Source organism: Bradyrhizobium sp. USDA 241, assembly GCF_049739505.1.
Lineage (GTDB): Bacteria > Pseudomonadota > Alphaproteobacteria > Rhizobiales > Xanthobacteraceae > Bradyrhizobium > Bradyrhizobium liaoningense.
Map to the genome: position 1 here is coordinate 17,892 of NZ_JBMGPZ010000001.1, position 14,102 is coordinate 31,993.

Sequence of the window (14,102 nt, forward strand, 5' to 3'; positions counted from 1 at the left end):
AAAAGCGAATCCCTTTAAAGCGATCGTCAACGACGACTATCGCAAGGCCCAGAGAAGCCGGAAACGGACCGGCGCTTCCCCACATGATGCTCCGGTCCCTATCCAATTCTGAACCGATGATGTGACGCCGACCATGCTGCCCAGTTCTCAACAGGCCCGAGATGTGGCCTATCAGCTTCACGCCTATACCAACGCGCGGTCGCACCAACGGGCCGGGCCGCTCATAATTGAACGCGGCGAGGGCCCCTACGTCTTCGACACGGCAGGAAAACGCTACCTCGATGCGATGGCCGGTCTCTGGAGTGCGGGTCTTGGCTTCAGCGAAAAGCGGCTTATCGAAGCCGCGCATCGCCAGATGCAAATCCTGCCATTCTATCATACCTTCGCATCACGATCGAATGGGCCTTCCATCGCGCTTGCCGAGAAGCTGGTGAAGATGTCTCCGGTGCCAATGAGTAAGGTGTTCTTCACAAATTCCGGCTCGGAAGCGAACGATACGGTGTTGAAGCTGATCGCCTATCGATCGAATGCAGCGGGCCAGCCTCAGCGCAAGAAGGTCATCAGCCGGTTGCGCGGCTATCACGGCGTCACGATCGGTGCGGCAAGCCTGACCGGATTTCCAGACAACCACCGCTCTTTCGATCTGCCGCTCCCCAACATTATGCACACGGGCTCCCCCCATTTCTACAAAGACAGCCGTGCGGGCGAATCGGAGGAGACCTTTGCAACGCGTCGGGCCGAGGAGCTCGAGTCGCTGATTCAGCGCGAAGGTGCCGATACCATTGCAGCATTCTTCGGTGAGCCTGTCATGGGCGCGGGCGGCGTCATCGTTCCGCCGCCGACTTACTGGGACAAAATTCAAAGGGTGCTAAAAAAGCATAGCATCCTTTTGGTCGCTGATGAGGTGATTTGCGGCTTTGGCCGGACCGGAAAAATGTTCGGTTGCGAAACCTACAACATCGCGCCCGATGTAATCGTGGTGTCGAAGCAGCTCACGTCCAGTTATTTTCCGTTATCTGCGATCATAATGAATGACTACATGTTCGAACCAATCGCGGACGAGAGCAATAAGGTTGGACTGCTGGCTCATGGCTTCACGGGCGGTGGTCACCCGGTCGGAGCCGCCGTAGCGCTCGAAAACCTCAAACTCATCGAGGAGCGGGGTCTGATTGCGAACGTTGGCCGCATCGGGGCCTACATGCAGGAACGGCTGCGCACGCTCGTTGACCATCCACTCGTTGGGGAGGTCCGTGGCGTTGGCCTTATTGCGGCAATCGAGCTGGTGCTGGACAAGAAACGGAAAGTCGCCGCTACTACTCCGGGCGATGTTGGCAGCATTGCGAGCCGGTTGCTGCACGAGCGAGGGATCATCGTGCGGAATGTAGACGATGCATTGTCGATATGCCCACCTCTGATCGTCAACAAGGATCAAATCGACGAGCTCATCGACGGGATCACGGGCATGCTCCACGATCTTAAGGCGACTGTAGTTAATTGTCGCGAGCCTCACTAGCGTTCACTCAACTCCGCTTAGTGCGCCGCGAGTCCGATTGTCTGGACATCCATCAATGAGGGGCAAGGTGCTCGACGTCGCGGTCGACGTCCGCGTCCGGAGCCCGAATTTCGGACGCTACGTTGCCGTCGAATTAAGCGAGCATAACCGGCGGCAACTATGGGTTCCGCGCGGATTCGCGCACGGTTTCGTTGTGTGCTCTCAGAGACCGCGGACTTTTTCTACAAATGCGATGATTTCTATAATCCGGAGAACGAGGTTTCGATCCGCTGGGACGACCCGGTGATCGGTATAAACTGGGGTATCAAAAAGCCGTCGCTCTCGGCCAAGGACGCGGCCGCGCCGCTGCTTGCCGACATCCAAAACTTCCATTGTACGGGCGGATACTGGTGACGGGAACCCGCGGGCAGGTCGGAGGTGCATTGATGCCCGCAGGTAAAGGGGATCGAGGCTGAAGTATTGGAAGGTTGAGGAACACGAACCGGTTCACCCGCATCGGAGGGCTGAAATGTCGCCTCCGTCTACACGGCTTAACAGGTGGAATGCTGATGATGATGTCGCCGGACAGTCGGCGCATTCGCCGCTGCCTTTGGGCGTAGCCGACAGCTGGATGGTGGGCATTTCACGGACTCTTCCTGGCCGAATCGTGTCTCTCGCTGCAGACCGGTGCCGGCGGCGCGGGCCGGATCAGCGGGCGGTCGCGGCCGAACGAGGCCAGCTGGGGTCATCTCCCGCGCGTCGAGCGCGATAGACGCGTCTTGGATTCGCCAGTCGAGGCCGCCGCTACGAGTTCGTTCCACGAGTCCGGCGGGTTTCCGCGGTCCAGCATCTTCCTGAACACGGCGTAGGCGTCGTTCGCGCTCTCGTAGGCGCGCAGCGTCGAGTCGTCGTTCACCCAGGCGAGAACGATGATCTTGGCGTCCGCCGATTGCTGATAGCGGAAGAACAGGCGGAACTGCTGCAGCAATTTCGCGCGGAACCAGTGCTTGTACTCGTCGCCGAGAGTGCCGCCCTGCCGATAGACGTCACGCGTTGGGTCACTCGGAATGTCGTCGAACGCCACCTTCAAGACAGCCGACAGGAGCTTCGCGGCGCGCTTCTTCTTGTATCCCTTCGGATCCTTCTTGCGCGCCTTCTCGACCGCCGCGATCATAGTCTCGAACTGGTCGAGAAATAGCGGATGGGCGTAGACCGTCCAACCGTTAACCCCGAAGGTGTCGTCGCTCACGTATCGTCTTCCGGCAGCGCCGCGTCGAGATCGACCTTAACACCCTTGACCAAGCCCTTGCCGCGCGCGACCAGCGACTTCGGCACCGGCCGGATCCGGGCTGGCTCGCTCCCCATGTCGCGGGCCAGGAACGCGAGGAACGTGCCGATCACCGGATCGCCGTGGTCGGCGCTCAACTGCTTCTTCGCGATCACAACGGTGCCGTCAGCGAGCCCCCGAAACACGACCTGGTCGCGCTTTCCCAGGGCCAGCATTTTGCGGATGGCGGCGGGCACGGTCGTCTGGCCGCGGTCTGTGATGGTCGCGGGGATCTCGAGGATTTCGGCGGTCTTGGCCATAGCGGCTCCTTGCGTCGTCACGACATCCCAATGTAATGCATCTGCATTGTAAGTCAAGTCTGCCTGGGTGCCTCGAGATGGCCGCAAACTGGCGATTCCACCGTCTGGTGGAGTTGGCGCTGAAGCTCAACGAGAATGATGCACAATAGAGCTGGCCCCGCAAATTCGGACAGTAGCTTGAGTGGATTTTCTGCCTGACAGCGGCGAGGATTCTTGCTGCGAATCAGGAGCGAAGATGACGAAGAAGAGCCGCCGGACGCATTCTCCGGCATTCAAGGCGAAGGTTGCTTTGGCTGCGGTCAAAGGCGACAAGACACTGGCGGAGCTGGCGCAACTGTTTGATGTTCATCCGAACCAGATCACGATCTGGAAAAACCAGCTCCTGGAAGGCGCCGCCGGCGTGTTTGGGCATGACAAGACATCGGCCGAGACGCCGGTCGATTTGAAGGCGTTACATGCCAAGATCGGCGAGCTGGCGTTGGAAAACGATTTTTTGTCCGGCGCGCTCACCAAGGCGGGCCTGCTGAGCGCAAAGCGATGATCGACCGCGGTCATGATCTTTCTATCGTGCGCCAGGCGAAGGTCCTGAAGCTGGCTCGCAGCACGGTCTACTATGAACCTCGGCCAGTTTCGGCCGAGGACCTTGCCTTGATGCGTCGGCTCGATGAGCTGCATCTCGATTATCCCTTCGCGGGAGCGCGTATACTGCGATCGTTGCTGCGGCGGGAGGGCGTATACGCCGGTCGCCGCCACATCGCGACGCTGATGAAGCGCATGGGGATCGAGGCGGTCTATCGTCGCCCGAACACGAGCAAGCCGGCTCCGGGTCACAAGATCTACCCGTACCTGTTGCGCGGATTGAAGATCGAGCGGCCCGACCATGCGTGGGCAATGGACATCACCTACATTCCGATGCGGCGTGGCTTCGTCTATCTCGCGGCGGTCGTCGATGTGTTCAGCCGACGGGTCCTGGCCCATCGCGTCTCGATCACAATGGAGGCGGCCTTCTGCGTCGAAGCGGTCCAGGAGGCGTTGGCGAAGCACGGCAGGCCCGAGATTTTCAACACGGATCAGGGCAGCCAGTTCACCAGCCTCGAGTTCACCGATGTGCTGCTGGACGCGAAGATCGCCATCAGCATGGACGGCAAGGGCGCCTGGCGCGACAACGTGTTTGTCGAGCGGCTCTGGCGCACGGTCAAATACGAAGAAGTATATCTCCGCGCCTACGACAGCGTGTCCGAGGCGCGAGCGTCAATTGCCAAGTATCTGGCCTTCTACAATCAGGGACGCCCTCACTCGAGCCTTGACGGGCGCACGCCCGACGAGGCTTACTTCGGCACGCAAGCTATGGTGATGGCCGCATGACCGTCGCCGACGGTTTTGTCGTCGCTCTGGTCGGGCTACGCCCTCCCGACGCAACGACAAAACCGTAAAGCCCCGCGTTCAGCATAACCCGGCAGGAATCCACTTAAATCCAGCGGGGCGCTGTCCAAACAACCGGGGCCAGCTCTTTGAGACCATTCTGGTCGACAGCGCGCCAGAGCCAATGTTGTTCGCCCGCGATCAAGATAACGACCGCGTCCAGATGCCATTTGTCGCCGCGAGCGGGTGCGCGCTGGCGTATCCGATCGGAGAACGGCTTGCCGAAGTGCCGCCCCCACTGGCGCGCGGTTTCATAGGTCTGTTCTCGGCGATGAAATCGCCGTTGAAAACACAGACGCACTTCTCAAGGCCACTGAGTGCCTTAGGATAGGTAAATTTCGCCCCGCTGGACAACTCGATTTCGAATGTGCAGCCTTCGGGAAGTCGCTCCTGTTTTTTGCCGTGTTGAAGCGCCGCTAATATGCGGGAAAGCGTTGACTTTCCCGAGCCATTGAATTCGTAGAAAAGATTGTATCGCTTGAGATCAAGGCTTGGAGTGGTGGCTTTACGCTCCGCCAACACGGCTGCGCCCTTGAGCAGACGAATGTTCTCGATGATCGCCACGGCCGCCTCCGCCTCCCTTATGGCTAGAGAGGATTACTAGCACGCAAGTTGAGGTTGTAAAGAGGGGCAACCCTGCCAAAAGGCGGCATCTCCATTGCACCGCGGCCGGATCAGGTCGATCCATTGGTTCGTCATCCACCCTTCGCGCTTGGTCTCCGCCGACCTGCTGGCGGCTCTTCCTCGGTCGTGGCTTCGCGGAGGTGGTGTAGTACCGGGGCTTTGGAGCAGACGCTGGCAATGCGGCATCTCGTGCTGACCTGGATCGCGTGCTCGACTAGCCACGGTTCGTCTGCGTGACCGACCAAGCCTGGTAGGTGCCTGCCGGGTCTCTCCGAGGATACAATTCGACAGAGTATTAGAAATAATGCAGGACCAGATTCGAAAATCTTGATAGGCGCGTGCTCCTGTTTGCGCAGAAATCGGGGCCGACTAAGTAACACTTGAGACGAACGCGTCATGGCCGCCGATCCGAAAACCGCATCCCTCTACTCGCGAATGCAGAGCTACGGCACCCTGACCGAAGCGCCGCGCGACGTGCCAGACGCGCGCTTCGCGCTGCCGGCGACTGTCCACTGGATGCGCGCGCTCGCGATCCTAACTGTCGACCAAGAGCTCGACTTCGCTGCCGGTCGAAAGTTCTACGCGAATGTTCACGCGCGCGGGATGCCAGATCGCCAGCTCAACACCGTGTGTGAGCAGCTTTTGTTCGTCCTTAACCAGATAGCTGCGCTGCAGGCGCTGACGGCTACGACGAACAAGGCGGACGTGGCGCGAACGGCTATTGTTGCCTGGTACTACGGTGTCTACAGCGCAGCTTCCGCCATGACGGCAGCGATGGACGCTTCCTTCCAGGACAATCACGCGGAGACCGCCAGGAAGTGGCAGGAGCGCTTCCCTGCCAACAACCTGGCGATGCATCCCTTCGCGGATTGCCTGTGAGCGTCATTCCGGCAACTGTCGAGACCGAACTCGCGACAGTGAAGGTAAGGGGGCAGCACTCGTTGGTCAACAAACCCACGACTGCGCAGGAAGCCTGGGGCTGTTGCGCGGAGTATCTTTCCGGGACGGCGGGCTGGGAGCGATCGAACGTCGAGGAGAGGGTGAGGGAAACGGCCCAGTTCAAGGCGCTGGGAGTTTCCGATTTCCGGACGAAGGCGGCGCGTGAACTGCGCGACATCTCGTACGCCCGTCGCGGCATCAGTTTCCTTCACCAGGCGTCGCGCTATCGCGGGAAGGCGAACTACCGGGACGCCATCTACCTCGCCTATGGGACCTCCGTAACGAACCAGTTGTCGGGTTTCGTCGACGACATGCTTATCGTACTGAAAGGGTTCGCCGCCATGGCCGGCGCCTACTGCTCTCTGCGAGTGGGCAAGACCGCTTGGATAGACTTCGCCGACGATCTAGTACCCGGAATCAGAGCTGAGTGATACGGCGGCCTTTGAAACGGCGTTGACGGACCTTTTTCTTGGTCCAGACGAAGGGCTCGGCTCTGTCGTTGTATGCGTTGACGTAGGCATCGATGTGTTCCTGAAGCTGCTTGAGGCTCGTGAAGGAGGTGCCGCTGAGCGACTGCCCCTGCAAGATGGAAAACCATACTTCGACCTGATTGAGCCATGACGCACTTGTCGGCGTGAAATGAAATTGCACGTTGGGGTGGGCCTTGAGCCAGTCCTCGTTCTTTTTATGGGTGTTGAGGTTGTCGAGGATGACGTGAAGCTTGCGGTTCGGAAAAGCCGCGGTGACGCTGTTCATGAAATCGAGAAACTCGACGCGGCGCCGGCGTTTTGAATGGGTCGCGATGATCTTTCCGGTGGCGACTTCGAGCGCCGCAAACAATGTTGTGGTGCCATGCCGCTTGTAATCGTGGCTTTGGCCGGTCAAGGCGCGGCCATTGGGCAACTTCAGATAACCCTGCGCTCGCTCCAAAGCCTGGATCGAGGGCTTCTCGTCCACGCACAGCACAATGGCCTTCGCCGGCGGCGCGACATAGAGGCCGACAACATCGGCGGCTTTGGCCGTAAAGTTCGGGTCGTTGCTCTCGCACCAGGACTTGCGAGCCACCAGGTCAATCTTGTGGCTGCGCAGGAACCGCCAGACATATTGGACATCGACATCGCCCAGCGCCTCGGCCAGCAGGGGGCCGGTCCAGCGCGCAAACCCTTGCGGTGGCGGCTTATCCAGCAGCTTCAGAATCCGCTTGTCGGTCGTCTTCGTATAGATCGGCTGCTTGCCAGGCCGCGGCTTGTCTTGCAGCCCTTCAAGGCCATGGTCGGCATAGCGATGCCGCCAAAGGCTGACAATCCGCGGCTGGACCCCAACTTCCTTGGCGATCGACCGGGTGCTGCGCCCATCCGCCGCCAACAGAACTATCCGCGCCCGCTTCAAATCGCGCTGCAACGTCACCGGTGAGCGACAGCACGCCTCAAGCACCTTGCGATCTTTCCTCGAAAGGTGGACTTCTCTTGCTTCGGGTATCATCCCGACCTTGAATCACGACTCACGTTCCAAGAAAAGTGGGTACTAGATCGCAAGAGGGCGATTTCGATATCCCCGAAGGATATTTGGTGACCGCCGGGGCGGGTTGGCCTGGAAACACGCCCGTGTTCGGCAAGAGGACGCATCAACGACGGCAGCGGATTAAGGCGCCGGGTGCTCTCGGTGTCGGGGTTGCCGGTCGGCAGACCGCGCCAAGCGGCGTCAAATGGAATGAGACTGAGACGCCGCGCCAACTCGCGATGGCCTGATACGAACGCTTGCCGCCAGCTTGCCTGCGGCAAGCAGGCGCGGCGCGGCAATCGGCTGCTTCCTTGAACTCACGACCACGGAAGATACAGCGCGGCGAACAGCACCAGGACGATTAGAATGCACGCCCACGCGATTGCTAGCGCCTTATCCATCGGCCTATTCCCCCGATCTCGGGCGCGCTTCAGGTCCATCATCGAGCGCTCAGCCTGCTACACAAATGTGTACTGCAAGAGGCCAGCTCGGCTCCCACCCAATCCGGTAGTTGAGGCGACCGCGTCAGGTTGCAAACTCCCTCCCGGCGTGGACACGCGTTTCCAACCTGGGGAGAAGGACCTTATGGCTCGTATTCAACATATCGTCACACTCCACAATGACGAATGGACGCTCGTCGTAAATGGCAAGCACTCCGCCCCATACGCTACTCAAAAGGAGGCAATCCGCGCCGCGGTCGATGCCGCCCACGCGGACGGAAAGGCAGGGCACGACGCTCAGGTTCTCGTTCAAAGGGAAAACCACCAATTTAGAATGGAGTGGACATATGGCCACGACCCATACCCACCAGCCGGCTAATCGCGGACCACATGAGATCGGCGCCGACCAATCCTGGCTCCGGGGGCCGACGTGGCCAGCCTTGCTAACTCCGAGGGCGACGGCTGGTGGTAGGGATAGTGCTTTCGGGGGCGTGAGCGCCGAATCACGTCCGCGCTGGCCGTTTTTCTCAGCTTTGATGGCGCGGCCGTCCATACATCGAGGATCAGCCGCGCCCTTTGGCGAGCCCCGGGCTAGCCCCGAAGTAGTCGATTGGCCTGCGGGTAGCTATCGCGCCCGCATAGGTTGAGCATAAACTCCCCTGTGAGCACCATTTGTGAGCACCAAAAGAATGGAGCATTGCCAATGAACATCGATCTCGCGGCGGTGCTTACCAAATTTCAGAACATCTCGCCCGGTGCATTTATCAAGCTCGATATCTCAATTGAAGGCGGATCATTCGGCATTTTTGTAGAGGACGGCCACGGCAATCAGGGCATCGTTACCGTTCCCGCCACGCCCGCCCCACAAGACCAAATCGCGTGGCATCAGCAGGGCGGAATATCACACCGAACACTTATCCACTTTCCGACCGCGCTTCTGAGGCCGGCCCTGTCGAGCGCTGCCGTGCCAGGTTCTGCAGCGGGCGTGCCCTTGGTCTGCGTGGGGAACAAGGCGTTCGTCGCAGGTCAACAAGATCGGCATCACCGTGAATACTTCAACATCGATACGGGCAAAGCCGAAAAGGTGGCTTTAATTGACGCGGTGTTGTTCACGGAATGGGCCGTGGGGCATGTCGTCGACGGAAAATTCGAAGAAATCTACAGATACCCTCTGCCTGGTACTTCTTAAAGAGGAGCGGCAAGCCGCTTGAAGTCCCCCGCCTTTCAATCCGCTGAATCTGCACCAACGGTGCGAGCTGGAAGCACTGCTTCCAATCACAGTCAAAGGAACCTGATATGATCCCTATTGAGGAGTCCTTTATTCGAGCGATAACGTTGCTTGACGGACCAAAACCGACCGAGCAACGGACTGAAATCGTCGCCCACCTGGATACTATTATAGACTATGCTCGCGACGATGCCGAGGAGCGCCTAGCCCATAGTTTCAAAGCGATGGCCCTGAACCACCTCGACAGTATCGGTCGAGATACGTCGACCATTGTTGAGGAAAAAATGGAGCTGGCTCTGATTGCCACCGAAGAATTGATTATAGCTATCGTCGAGCGCAACCGGCGGGGAATAAGATCCGAGCGATGTCCATGCAGGGATTTTGCAACTGGGCAATACGGGCGGTGGTCGCGATTAGGTGCTCATGAGCGACGACAACCTCCAATGACATCCACGCAGCGCCATCGGAGGCAGTAATCTGACGGCGGCGGCGCGTGGAGGCCTTCACGCCGAACTCATAGGGCACGGCGGCCTTGCCCTTGCCGATGCACTCGACCTCCGGAGCATGGAAGATGGGATGGTTGCCGTCCATCCCTGACGGCATCGCAATGTGCCAAAAAGGTGATGATTCACAACCACTGAGCGGAAAGGACGGCAACCGTGACGAAGGATATGATGATCGGCGTGGATCTGGCAAAACATGTTTTCCAACTCCATGGCGCGTCGATGACGGGGCACGTGAAGTTTCGCAAGAAGACCGTGCGCGACGCCATTCCCAAAGTCCGGGAATTGGCCGCTGCCGAGTTCGCGACGCTGCGTCTTCGTCTCTTGAAAATCGCTGCCCGTGTGGTCGAGACCACGAGCCGCATTCGCCTTGCGTTTGCCGCGGCATGTCCCGAAGCCGACCTGATCCGCGGCTTGCCAGGCGCGTTGCTGCCGCTCGGTCCTTGACCGGCGGGGCGTCCGCCCCCCGTTCGCCCAACCTATACCTCAAGCGCGTTGCAAAGTACGGGTCGTCAGGCGGTGAAAAGCCGAAGGCAATCCTGTGCGCCTCGTCAGACAAGATGTGCGGCCGCATCAATCGGGCCAAAATGCCGCACTCTCACGAATAGGACGGGCTAGTGCGGATGTCGGATGAGGAACACGTCTTCCTGCTGACCCAGCATCACATCGTCTCGGACGGCGGTCGATGGGCGTGCTGGTGCATGAACTCAGTCGGCTTTACCGGGCGTTCGAGGCTGGACAGGACGATCCTTTGCCGCCGTTGGCGATCCAGTATCCGGATTATGCCGCCTGGCAACGGCAGTGGCTGTCAGGGAACGGCTGCAGAAGCAGGCGAAGTATTGGCGCAACGCCCTGTCAGGCACGGCCCGTCTTGTCTTGCCGACGGACCGTGCGCGGCCGGCCCAGCAGTCGTTTGCCGGGGCCAGTGTTCCTGTTGTCATCGATGCGGATCTGACGCGGGACTTGAAGCGGCTGAGCCGGCAGCATGGCACGACGTTGTTCCTGACGGTGCTGGCGGGCTGGGCGGCGGTGCTGTCGCGTCTGTCGGGGCAGGACGACCCTCCCCATCCGCTGCCAACAGAACTATCCGGGCCCGCTTTTCACGCTCCGGAAGCTGACTGAAACGGAGAGCGGCTTCGAACAAGAAAGTCTCAGCCAAGGGCGCGCAGAAAAGCTGGCGCCGTCTCGATGGCCATAACCAGTTCTTGGTGTTGCACGCCGGAAAGGATTGACAATCTGTTTTAGAAAGTCGGTCTGACGCTCAATAACCCCGGTGATGACGCAAAGAGCTATCGCTGAAAGTTGGTGACGGCGGGAATCGGGAAGGCGGCATATCGTGGGGGTGCTTGACGCCTCCACTTCTCCACCGAAGGAGCGATATGCCGTGTCCAACGATAACGTCACCAAGCTGATTCAGCCAGGAGTGTTCGACGACCAACTCACCGAAATCTTGCGTAACGGGGCCCGCGCTCTGTTGGCGCAGGCGGTCGAGGCCGAGGTCGCGGACTTTCTCGGCAAGCATGCCGATGTGAAGACCGAGGACGGCCAGCAGCGTGTGGTCCGCCACGGTCACCTGCCGGAGCGCGAGGTGATGACCGGGATCGGTCCAGTCTCCGTCCGCCAGCCGCGTGTGCGCGATCGCGAGGCCGCCGCCGCCGATCCCGACCGTATCCGGTTCTCGCCATCGGTCGTGCCGCCCTACATGCGGCGGTCGAAGTCGATCGAGACGCTGCTGCCGATCCTCTATTTGAAGGGGATCTCGACCGGCGACTTCTCCGAGGCGCTGGCGGCGCTGCTCGGCAAGGATGCTGCCGGGTTGTCGGCATCCGCCGTTGGTCGCCTGAAGGACGAGCTATGCGGGATTTTGGGTGACGAGGCGATCAGGCGGCGTGGTTTTCCGGCACTTGGATGACCTCGATGCCGTTTTCGAATCTGACACCTGCGCTGACCTTCGGCAACTGATTTGTGCCTTTCAGCCGCCGCCAGGTCTTTGATGCGGCGCAGAGCAGCTTGAACACCATCAACTTGGCAGTCGTTGACGATAACGAACCTTTCGTGCGCACCGTTCTGTGCCGGACCGTCGCGAACACGCTTTCGATGGGATTCGTCGTCCGCAAGTGGTCCCAATGCTCGGCGGGGAATTCGTAGAACGCAAGCATTGCGTCGCGATCTTTCGTCAGGCACTCGACCGCCTTGTCGTACTTCGCTCCGTATTTCTCGGCAAAGACATCGATCGCCACTTCGGCCGAAGCTCGGTTGGACGCCAAATAGACCTCGCGCAGATCCTTCTTCATGCTGGCCTGTACCGACACTGCGACTTTGTTCAAGATATTCGCGGTTTTGTGCACCCAGCACCGCTGATGTCGCGTGGCGGGAAAGACCTCGTCGAGCGCCTTCCAGAAGCCGAGCGCGCCGTCACCGACGGCGATTTCCGGGGCGATCTTCAGCCCTCGGGTTTTCGCCTCGACGAGCAGTTCGTGCCAGCTCTGCGTGCTCTCGCGCACGCCGACCTGGAAGCCGATGAGTTCCTTCTTGCCTTCCGGCGTCGCGCCGATCAGCACCAGCATGCATTCGCTGTGGTCTTCCATGCGAGCCTGCAGGAAGACGCCGTCCGCCCACACGTATACGTACCGGCGCGCCGACAGATCGCGCTTCTGCCAACGCTCGTACTCGAGCTGCCACTCCGTCGTCAGTCTGGAAACAGAGCTGGCCCCGGTTGTTTGGACAGCGCCCCGCTGGATTTAAGTGGATTCCTGCCGGGTTATGCTGAACGCGGGGCTTTACGGTTTTGTCGTTGCGTCGGGAGGGCGTAGCCCGACCAGAGCGACGACAAAACCGTCGGCGACGGTCATGCGGCCATCACCATAGCTTGCGTGCCGAAGTAAGCCTCGTCGGGCGTGCGCCCGTCAAGGCTCGAGTGAGGGCGTCCCTGATTGTAGAAGGCCAGATACTTGGCAATTGACGCTCGCGCCTCGGACACGCTGTCGTAGGCGCGAGCTATGCGGGAAACTGGGTGATGACGGAATGAGATAGGCGGCGTATCGAGGCGGGTGTCGAGCCTGCCAGAACCTCAAGGAGAGCGATACGCCATGAACGAGCATAGCAACATTGTCCCACTGCGTCAGCCCGATGAGATCGACGATCCACTGACGAATATTTTGCGATCTGGAGCTCGGCAGCTGCTTGCGCAGGCTGTCGAGATGGAAGCCGAGGCGTTTCTCGCCGCGATGAAGGGCTTGAAGCTTCCCGATGGCCGCGACCGCCTCGTGCGACACGGCCATGGTCCAGTGCGGACGATCCAGACGGGGATCGGCGCCGTCGAAGTCGCCCGGGTAAAGATTCGCGATCGCGCGGTGACCAGCGATGGCGAGCGGATCCGCTTCACCTCGGCGATCCTGCCGTTGTGGGCACGGCGCACGAAGAGCTTGGATGCACTTTTGCCGGTTCTGTACCTGCGAGGCATCTCGACGGGCGACTTCCAGGAGGCGCTGGCGGCGCTCTTGGGCAAGGATGCGCCGAATCTTTCTCCGGCGGTGGTTTCCAGACTGACGACGGAGTGGCAGCTCGAGTACGAGCGTTGGCAGAAGCGCGATCTGTCGGCGCGCCGGTACGTATACGTGTGGGCGGACGGCGTCTTCCTGCAGGCTCGCATGGAAGACCACAGCGAATGCATGCTGGTGCTGATCGGCGCGACGCCGGAAGGCAAGAAGGAACTCATCGGCTTCCAGGTCGGCGTGCGCGAGAGCACGCAGAGCTGGCACGAACTGCTCGTCGAGGCGAAAACCCGAGGGCTGAAGATCGCCCCGGAAATCGCCGTCGGTGACGGCGCGCTCGGCTTCTGGAAGGCGCTCGACGAGGTCTTTCCCGCCACGCGACATCAGCGGTGCTGGGTGCACAAAACCGCGAATATCTTGAACAAAGTCGCAGTGTCGGTACAGGCCAGCATGAAGAAGGATCTGCGCGAGGTCTATTTGGCGTCCAACCGAGCTTCGGCCGAAGTGGCGATCGATGTCTTTGCCGAGAAATACGGAGCGAAGTACGACAAGGCGGTCGAGTGCCTGACGAAAGATCGCGACGCAATGCTTGCGTTCTACGAATTCCCCGCCGAGCATTGGGACCACTTGCGGACGACGAATCCCATCGAAAGCGTGTTCGCGACGGTCCGGCACAGAACGGTGCGCACGAAAGGTTCGTTATCGTCAACGACTGCCAAGTTGATGGTGTTCAAGCTGCTCTGCGCCGCATCAAAGACCTGGCGGCGGCTGAAAGGCACAAATCAGTTGCCGAAGGTCAGCGCAGGTGTCAGATTCGAAAACGGCATCGAGGTCATCCAAGTGCCGGAAAACCACGCCGCCTGATCGCCTCGT

The 14,102-nt window shown here is 60.1% G+C and carries 14 protein-coding genes and 6 pseudogenes; 12 read left to right on the forward strand and 8 right to left on the reverse strand.

From position 1 onward, the window contains the following. Positions 1-133 precede the first annotated feature (133 nt). The 3 genes from ABIF91_RS00115 to ABIF91_RS00125 are packed head-to-tail and all read left to right on the forward strand — an operon-like array spanning position 134 to position 1,906. A complete protein-coding gene (locus tag ABIF91_RS00115) occupies positions 134-1,513 on the forward strand; it encodes an aspartate aminotransferase family protein (protein WP_035681626.1) in 1,380 nt (459 codons plus the stop codon). Between the two features lie 55 nt (positions 1,514-1,568). Continuing rightward, positions 1,569-1,799, forward strand: a complete 231-nt coding sequence (locus tag ABIF91_RS00120; protein ID WP_249163985.1) for a dTDP-4-dehydrorhamnose 3,5-epimerase family protein — start codon at positions 1,569-1,571, stop codon at positions 1,797-1,799. After that, on the forward strand, positions 1,709-1,906 hold the full coding sequence (locus tag ABIF91_RS00125) for a dTDP-4-dehydrorhamnose 3,5-epimerase family protein (protein ID WP_018648901.1): 198 nt from the start codon (positions 1,709-1,711) through the stop codon (positions 1,904-1,906). The genes ABIF91_RS00120 and ABIF91_RS00125 overlap by 91 nt, the downstream gene beginning before the upstream one ends. A gap of 331 nt (positions 1,907-2,237) precedes the next feature. Here the strand turns inward: ABIF91_RS00125 and ABIF91_RS00130 are convergent, their stop codons facing one another. After that, the gene (locus ABIF91_RS00130; protein ID WP_011084500.1) at positions 2,238-2,741 is read right to left on the reverse strand and encodes a type II toxin-antitoxin system YhaV family toxin; all 504 of its coding nucleotides are present in this window, start codon (positions 2,739-2,741) and stop codon (positions 2,238-2,240) included. Then, complete coding sequence (locus tag ABIF91_RS00135) at positions 2,738-3,079, reverse strand: type II toxin-antitoxin system PrlF family antitoxin (RefSeq protein WP_014498004.1); 342 nt, start codon at positions 3,077-3,079, stop codon at positions 2,738-2,740. The genes ABIF91_RS00130 and ABIF91_RS00135 overlap by 4 nt, the downstream gene beginning before the upstream one ends. A 235-nt stretch (positions 3,080-3,314) precedes the next feature. Between ABIF91_RS00135 and ABIF91_RS00140 the strand changes: the two genes are divergently transcribed. After that, a protein-coding gene (locus ABIF91_RS00140; RefSeq protein WP_424578685.1) for an IS3-like element ISRj2 family transposase occupies positions 3,315-4,444 on the forward strand; the annotation gives its coding sequence in 2 pieces (ribosomal slippage) (positions 3,315-3,567 and positions 3,567-4,444; 1,131 coding nt in all). A 151-nt stretch (positions 4,445-4,595) separates the two neighbouring features. Here the strand turns inward: ABIF91_RS00140 and ABIF91_RS00145 are convergent. Together ABIF91_RS00145 and ABIF91_RS00150 are read right to left on the reverse strand one after the other, a co-directional pair. Beyond that, positions 4,596-4,760 (reverse strand): annotated as a pseudogene (locus ABIF91_RS00145) (IS6 family transposase); the annotation flags it as partial. 62 nt (positions 4,761-4,822) lie between these two features. Continuing rightward, positions 4,823-5,065 (reverse strand): annotated as a pseudogene (locus tag ABIF91_RS00150) (AAA family ATPase); the annotation flags it as partial. Between the two features lie 456 nt (positions 5,066-5,521). On the opposite strand from ABIF91_RS00150, the gene ABIF91_RS00155 reads away from it, so the two are divergent. Together ABIF91_RS00155 and ABIF91_RS00160 are read left to right on the forward strand one after the other, a co-directional pair. After that, positions 5,522-6,004, forward strand: a complete 483-nt coding sequence (locus tag ABIF91_RS00155; RefSeq protein WP_284280418.1) for a hypothetical protein — start codon at positions 5,522-5,524, stop codon at positions 6,002-6,004. Continuing rightward, on the forward strand, positions 6,001-6,495 hold the full coding sequence (locus tag ABIF91_RS00160; RefSeq protein ID WP_424578652.1) for a hypothetical protein: 495 nt from the start codon (positions 6,001-6,003) through the stop codon (positions 6,493-6,495). The genes ABIF91_RS00155 and ABIF91_RS00160 overlap by 4 nt, the downstream gene beginning before the upstream one ends. Here the strand turns inward: ABIF91_RS00160 and ABIF91_RS00165 are convergent. Further along, positions 6,482-7,546, reverse strand: a complete 1,065-nt coding sequence (locus ABIF91_RS00165) for an IS630-like element ISRj1 family transposase (RefSeq protein WP_026192128.1) — start codon at positions 7,544-7,546, stop codon at positions 6,482-6,484. The genes ABIF91_RS00160 and ABIF91_RS00165 overlap by 14 nt on opposite strands. Before the next feature lie 603 nt (positions 7,547-8,149). On the opposite strand from ABIF91_RS00165, the gene ABIF91_RS00170 reads away from it, so the two are divergent. Both ABIF91_RS00170 and ABIF91_RS00175 read left to right on the forward strand, forming a co-directional pair. Beyond that, positions 8,150-8,383, forward strand: a complete 234-nt coding sequence (locus ABIF91_RS00170; RefSeq protein WP_284280420.1) for a DUF2188 domain-containing protein — start codon at positions 8,150-8,152, stop codon at positions 8,381-8,383. Between the two features lie 324 nt (positions 8,384-8,707). Beyond that, the gene (locus ABIF91_RS00175) at positions 8,708-9,193 is read left to right on the forward strand and encodes a hypothetical protein (RefSeq protein ID WP_424578653.1); all 486 of its coding nucleotides are present in this window, start codon (positions 8,708-8,710) and stop codon (positions 9,191-9,193) included. Between the two features lie 363 nt (positions 9,194-9,556). Here the strand turns inward: ABIF91_RS00175 and ABIF91_RS00180 are convergent, their stop codons facing one another. Then, positions 9,557-9,823: a hypothetical protein gene (locus ABIF91_RS00180; protein ID WP_424578691.1), complete on the reverse strand. Its 267-nt coding sequence runs from the start codon at positions 9,821-9,823 to the stop codon at positions 9,557-9,559. 164 nt (positions 9,824-9,987) lie between these two features. Here ABIF91_RS00180 and ABIF91_RS00185 point away from each other — a divergent pair. From ABIF91_RS00185 to ABIF91_RS00195, 3 genes and pseudogenes are all read left to right on the forward strand, one after another. Continuing rightward, positions 9,988-10,182 (forward strand): annotated as a pseudogene (locus tag ABIF91_RS00185) (transposase); the annotation flags it as partial. Positions 10,183-10,536: 354 nt separating this feature from the next. After that, a complete protein-coding gene (locus ABIF91_RS00190) occupies positions 10,537-10,857 on the forward strand; it encodes a condensation domain-containing protein (RefSeq protein WP_284280424.1) in 321 nt (106 codons plus the stop codon). A 262-nt stretch (positions 10,858-11,119) separates the two neighbouring features. Then, positions 11,120-11,584, forward strand: a pseudogene (locus ABIF91_RS00195) (transposase); the annotation flags it as partial. A gap of 31 nt (positions 11,585-11,615) precedes the next feature. Here the strand turns inward: ABIF91_RS00195 and ABIF91_RS00200 are convergent. Together ABIF91_RS00200 and ABIF91_RS00205 are read right to left on the reverse strand one after the other, a co-directional pair. Continuing rightward, a pseudogene (locus tag ABIF91_RS00200) lies at positions 11,616-12,437 on the reverse strand (IS256 family transposase); the annotation flags it as partial. Between the two features lie 146 nt (positions 12,438-12,583). Continuing rightward, positions 12,584-12,730: pseudogene (locus ABIF91_RS00205) on the reverse strand (integrase core domain-containing protein); the annotation flags it as partial. Between the two features lie 94 nt (positions 12,731-12,824). On the opposite strand from ABIF91_RS00205, the gene ABIF91_RS00210 reads away from it, so the two are divergent. Then, complete coding sequence (locus tag ABIF91_RS00210) at positions 12,825-14,093, forward strand: IS256 family transposase (RefSeq protein WP_014497957.1); 1,269 nt, start codon at positions 12,825-12,827, stop codon at positions 14,091-14,093. Positions 14,094-14,102: the final 9 nt, after the last annotated feature.

Bases quoted from the DNA above. Each gene is read 5' to 3' on its own strand.
- ABIF91_RS00115 (WP_035681626.1), top strand. From the start codon at position 134: ATGCTGCCCAGTTCTCAACAGGCCCGAGATGTGGCCTATCAGCTTCAC.
- ABIF91_RS00175 (WP_424578653.1), top strand. From the start codon at position 8,708: ATGAACATCGATCTCGCGGCGGTGCTTACCAAATTTCAGAACATCTCG.
- ABIF91_RS00135 (WP_014498004.1), bottom strand. From the start codon at position 3,079: ATGGCCAAGACCGCCGAAATCCTCGAGATCCCCGCGACCATCACAGAC.
- ABIF91_RS00165 (WP_026192128.1), bottom strand. From the start codon at position 7,546: ATGATACCCGAAGCAAGAGAAGTCCACCTTTCGAGGAAAGATCGCAAG.
- ABIF91_RS00210 (WP_014497957.1), top strand. From the start codon at position 12,825: ATGAACGAGCATAGCAACATTGTCCCACTGCGTCAGCCCGATGAGATC.
- ABIF91_RS00120 (WP_249163985.1), top strand. From the start codon at position 1,569: ATGAGGGGCAAGGTGCTCGACGTCGCGGTCGACGTCCGCGTCCGGAGC.
- ABIF91_RS00155 (WP_284280418.1), top strand. From the start codon at position 5,522: ATGGCCGCCGATCCGAAAACCGCATCCCTCTACTCGCGAATGCAGAGC.
- ABIF91_RS00170 (WP_284280420.1), top strand. From the start codon at position 8,150: ATGGCTCGTATTCAACATATCGTCACACTCCACAATGACGAATGGACG.
- ABIF91_RS00180 (WP_424578691.1), bottom strand. From the start codon at position 9,823: ATGGACGGCAACCATCCCATCTTCCATGCTCCGGAGGTCGAGTGCATC.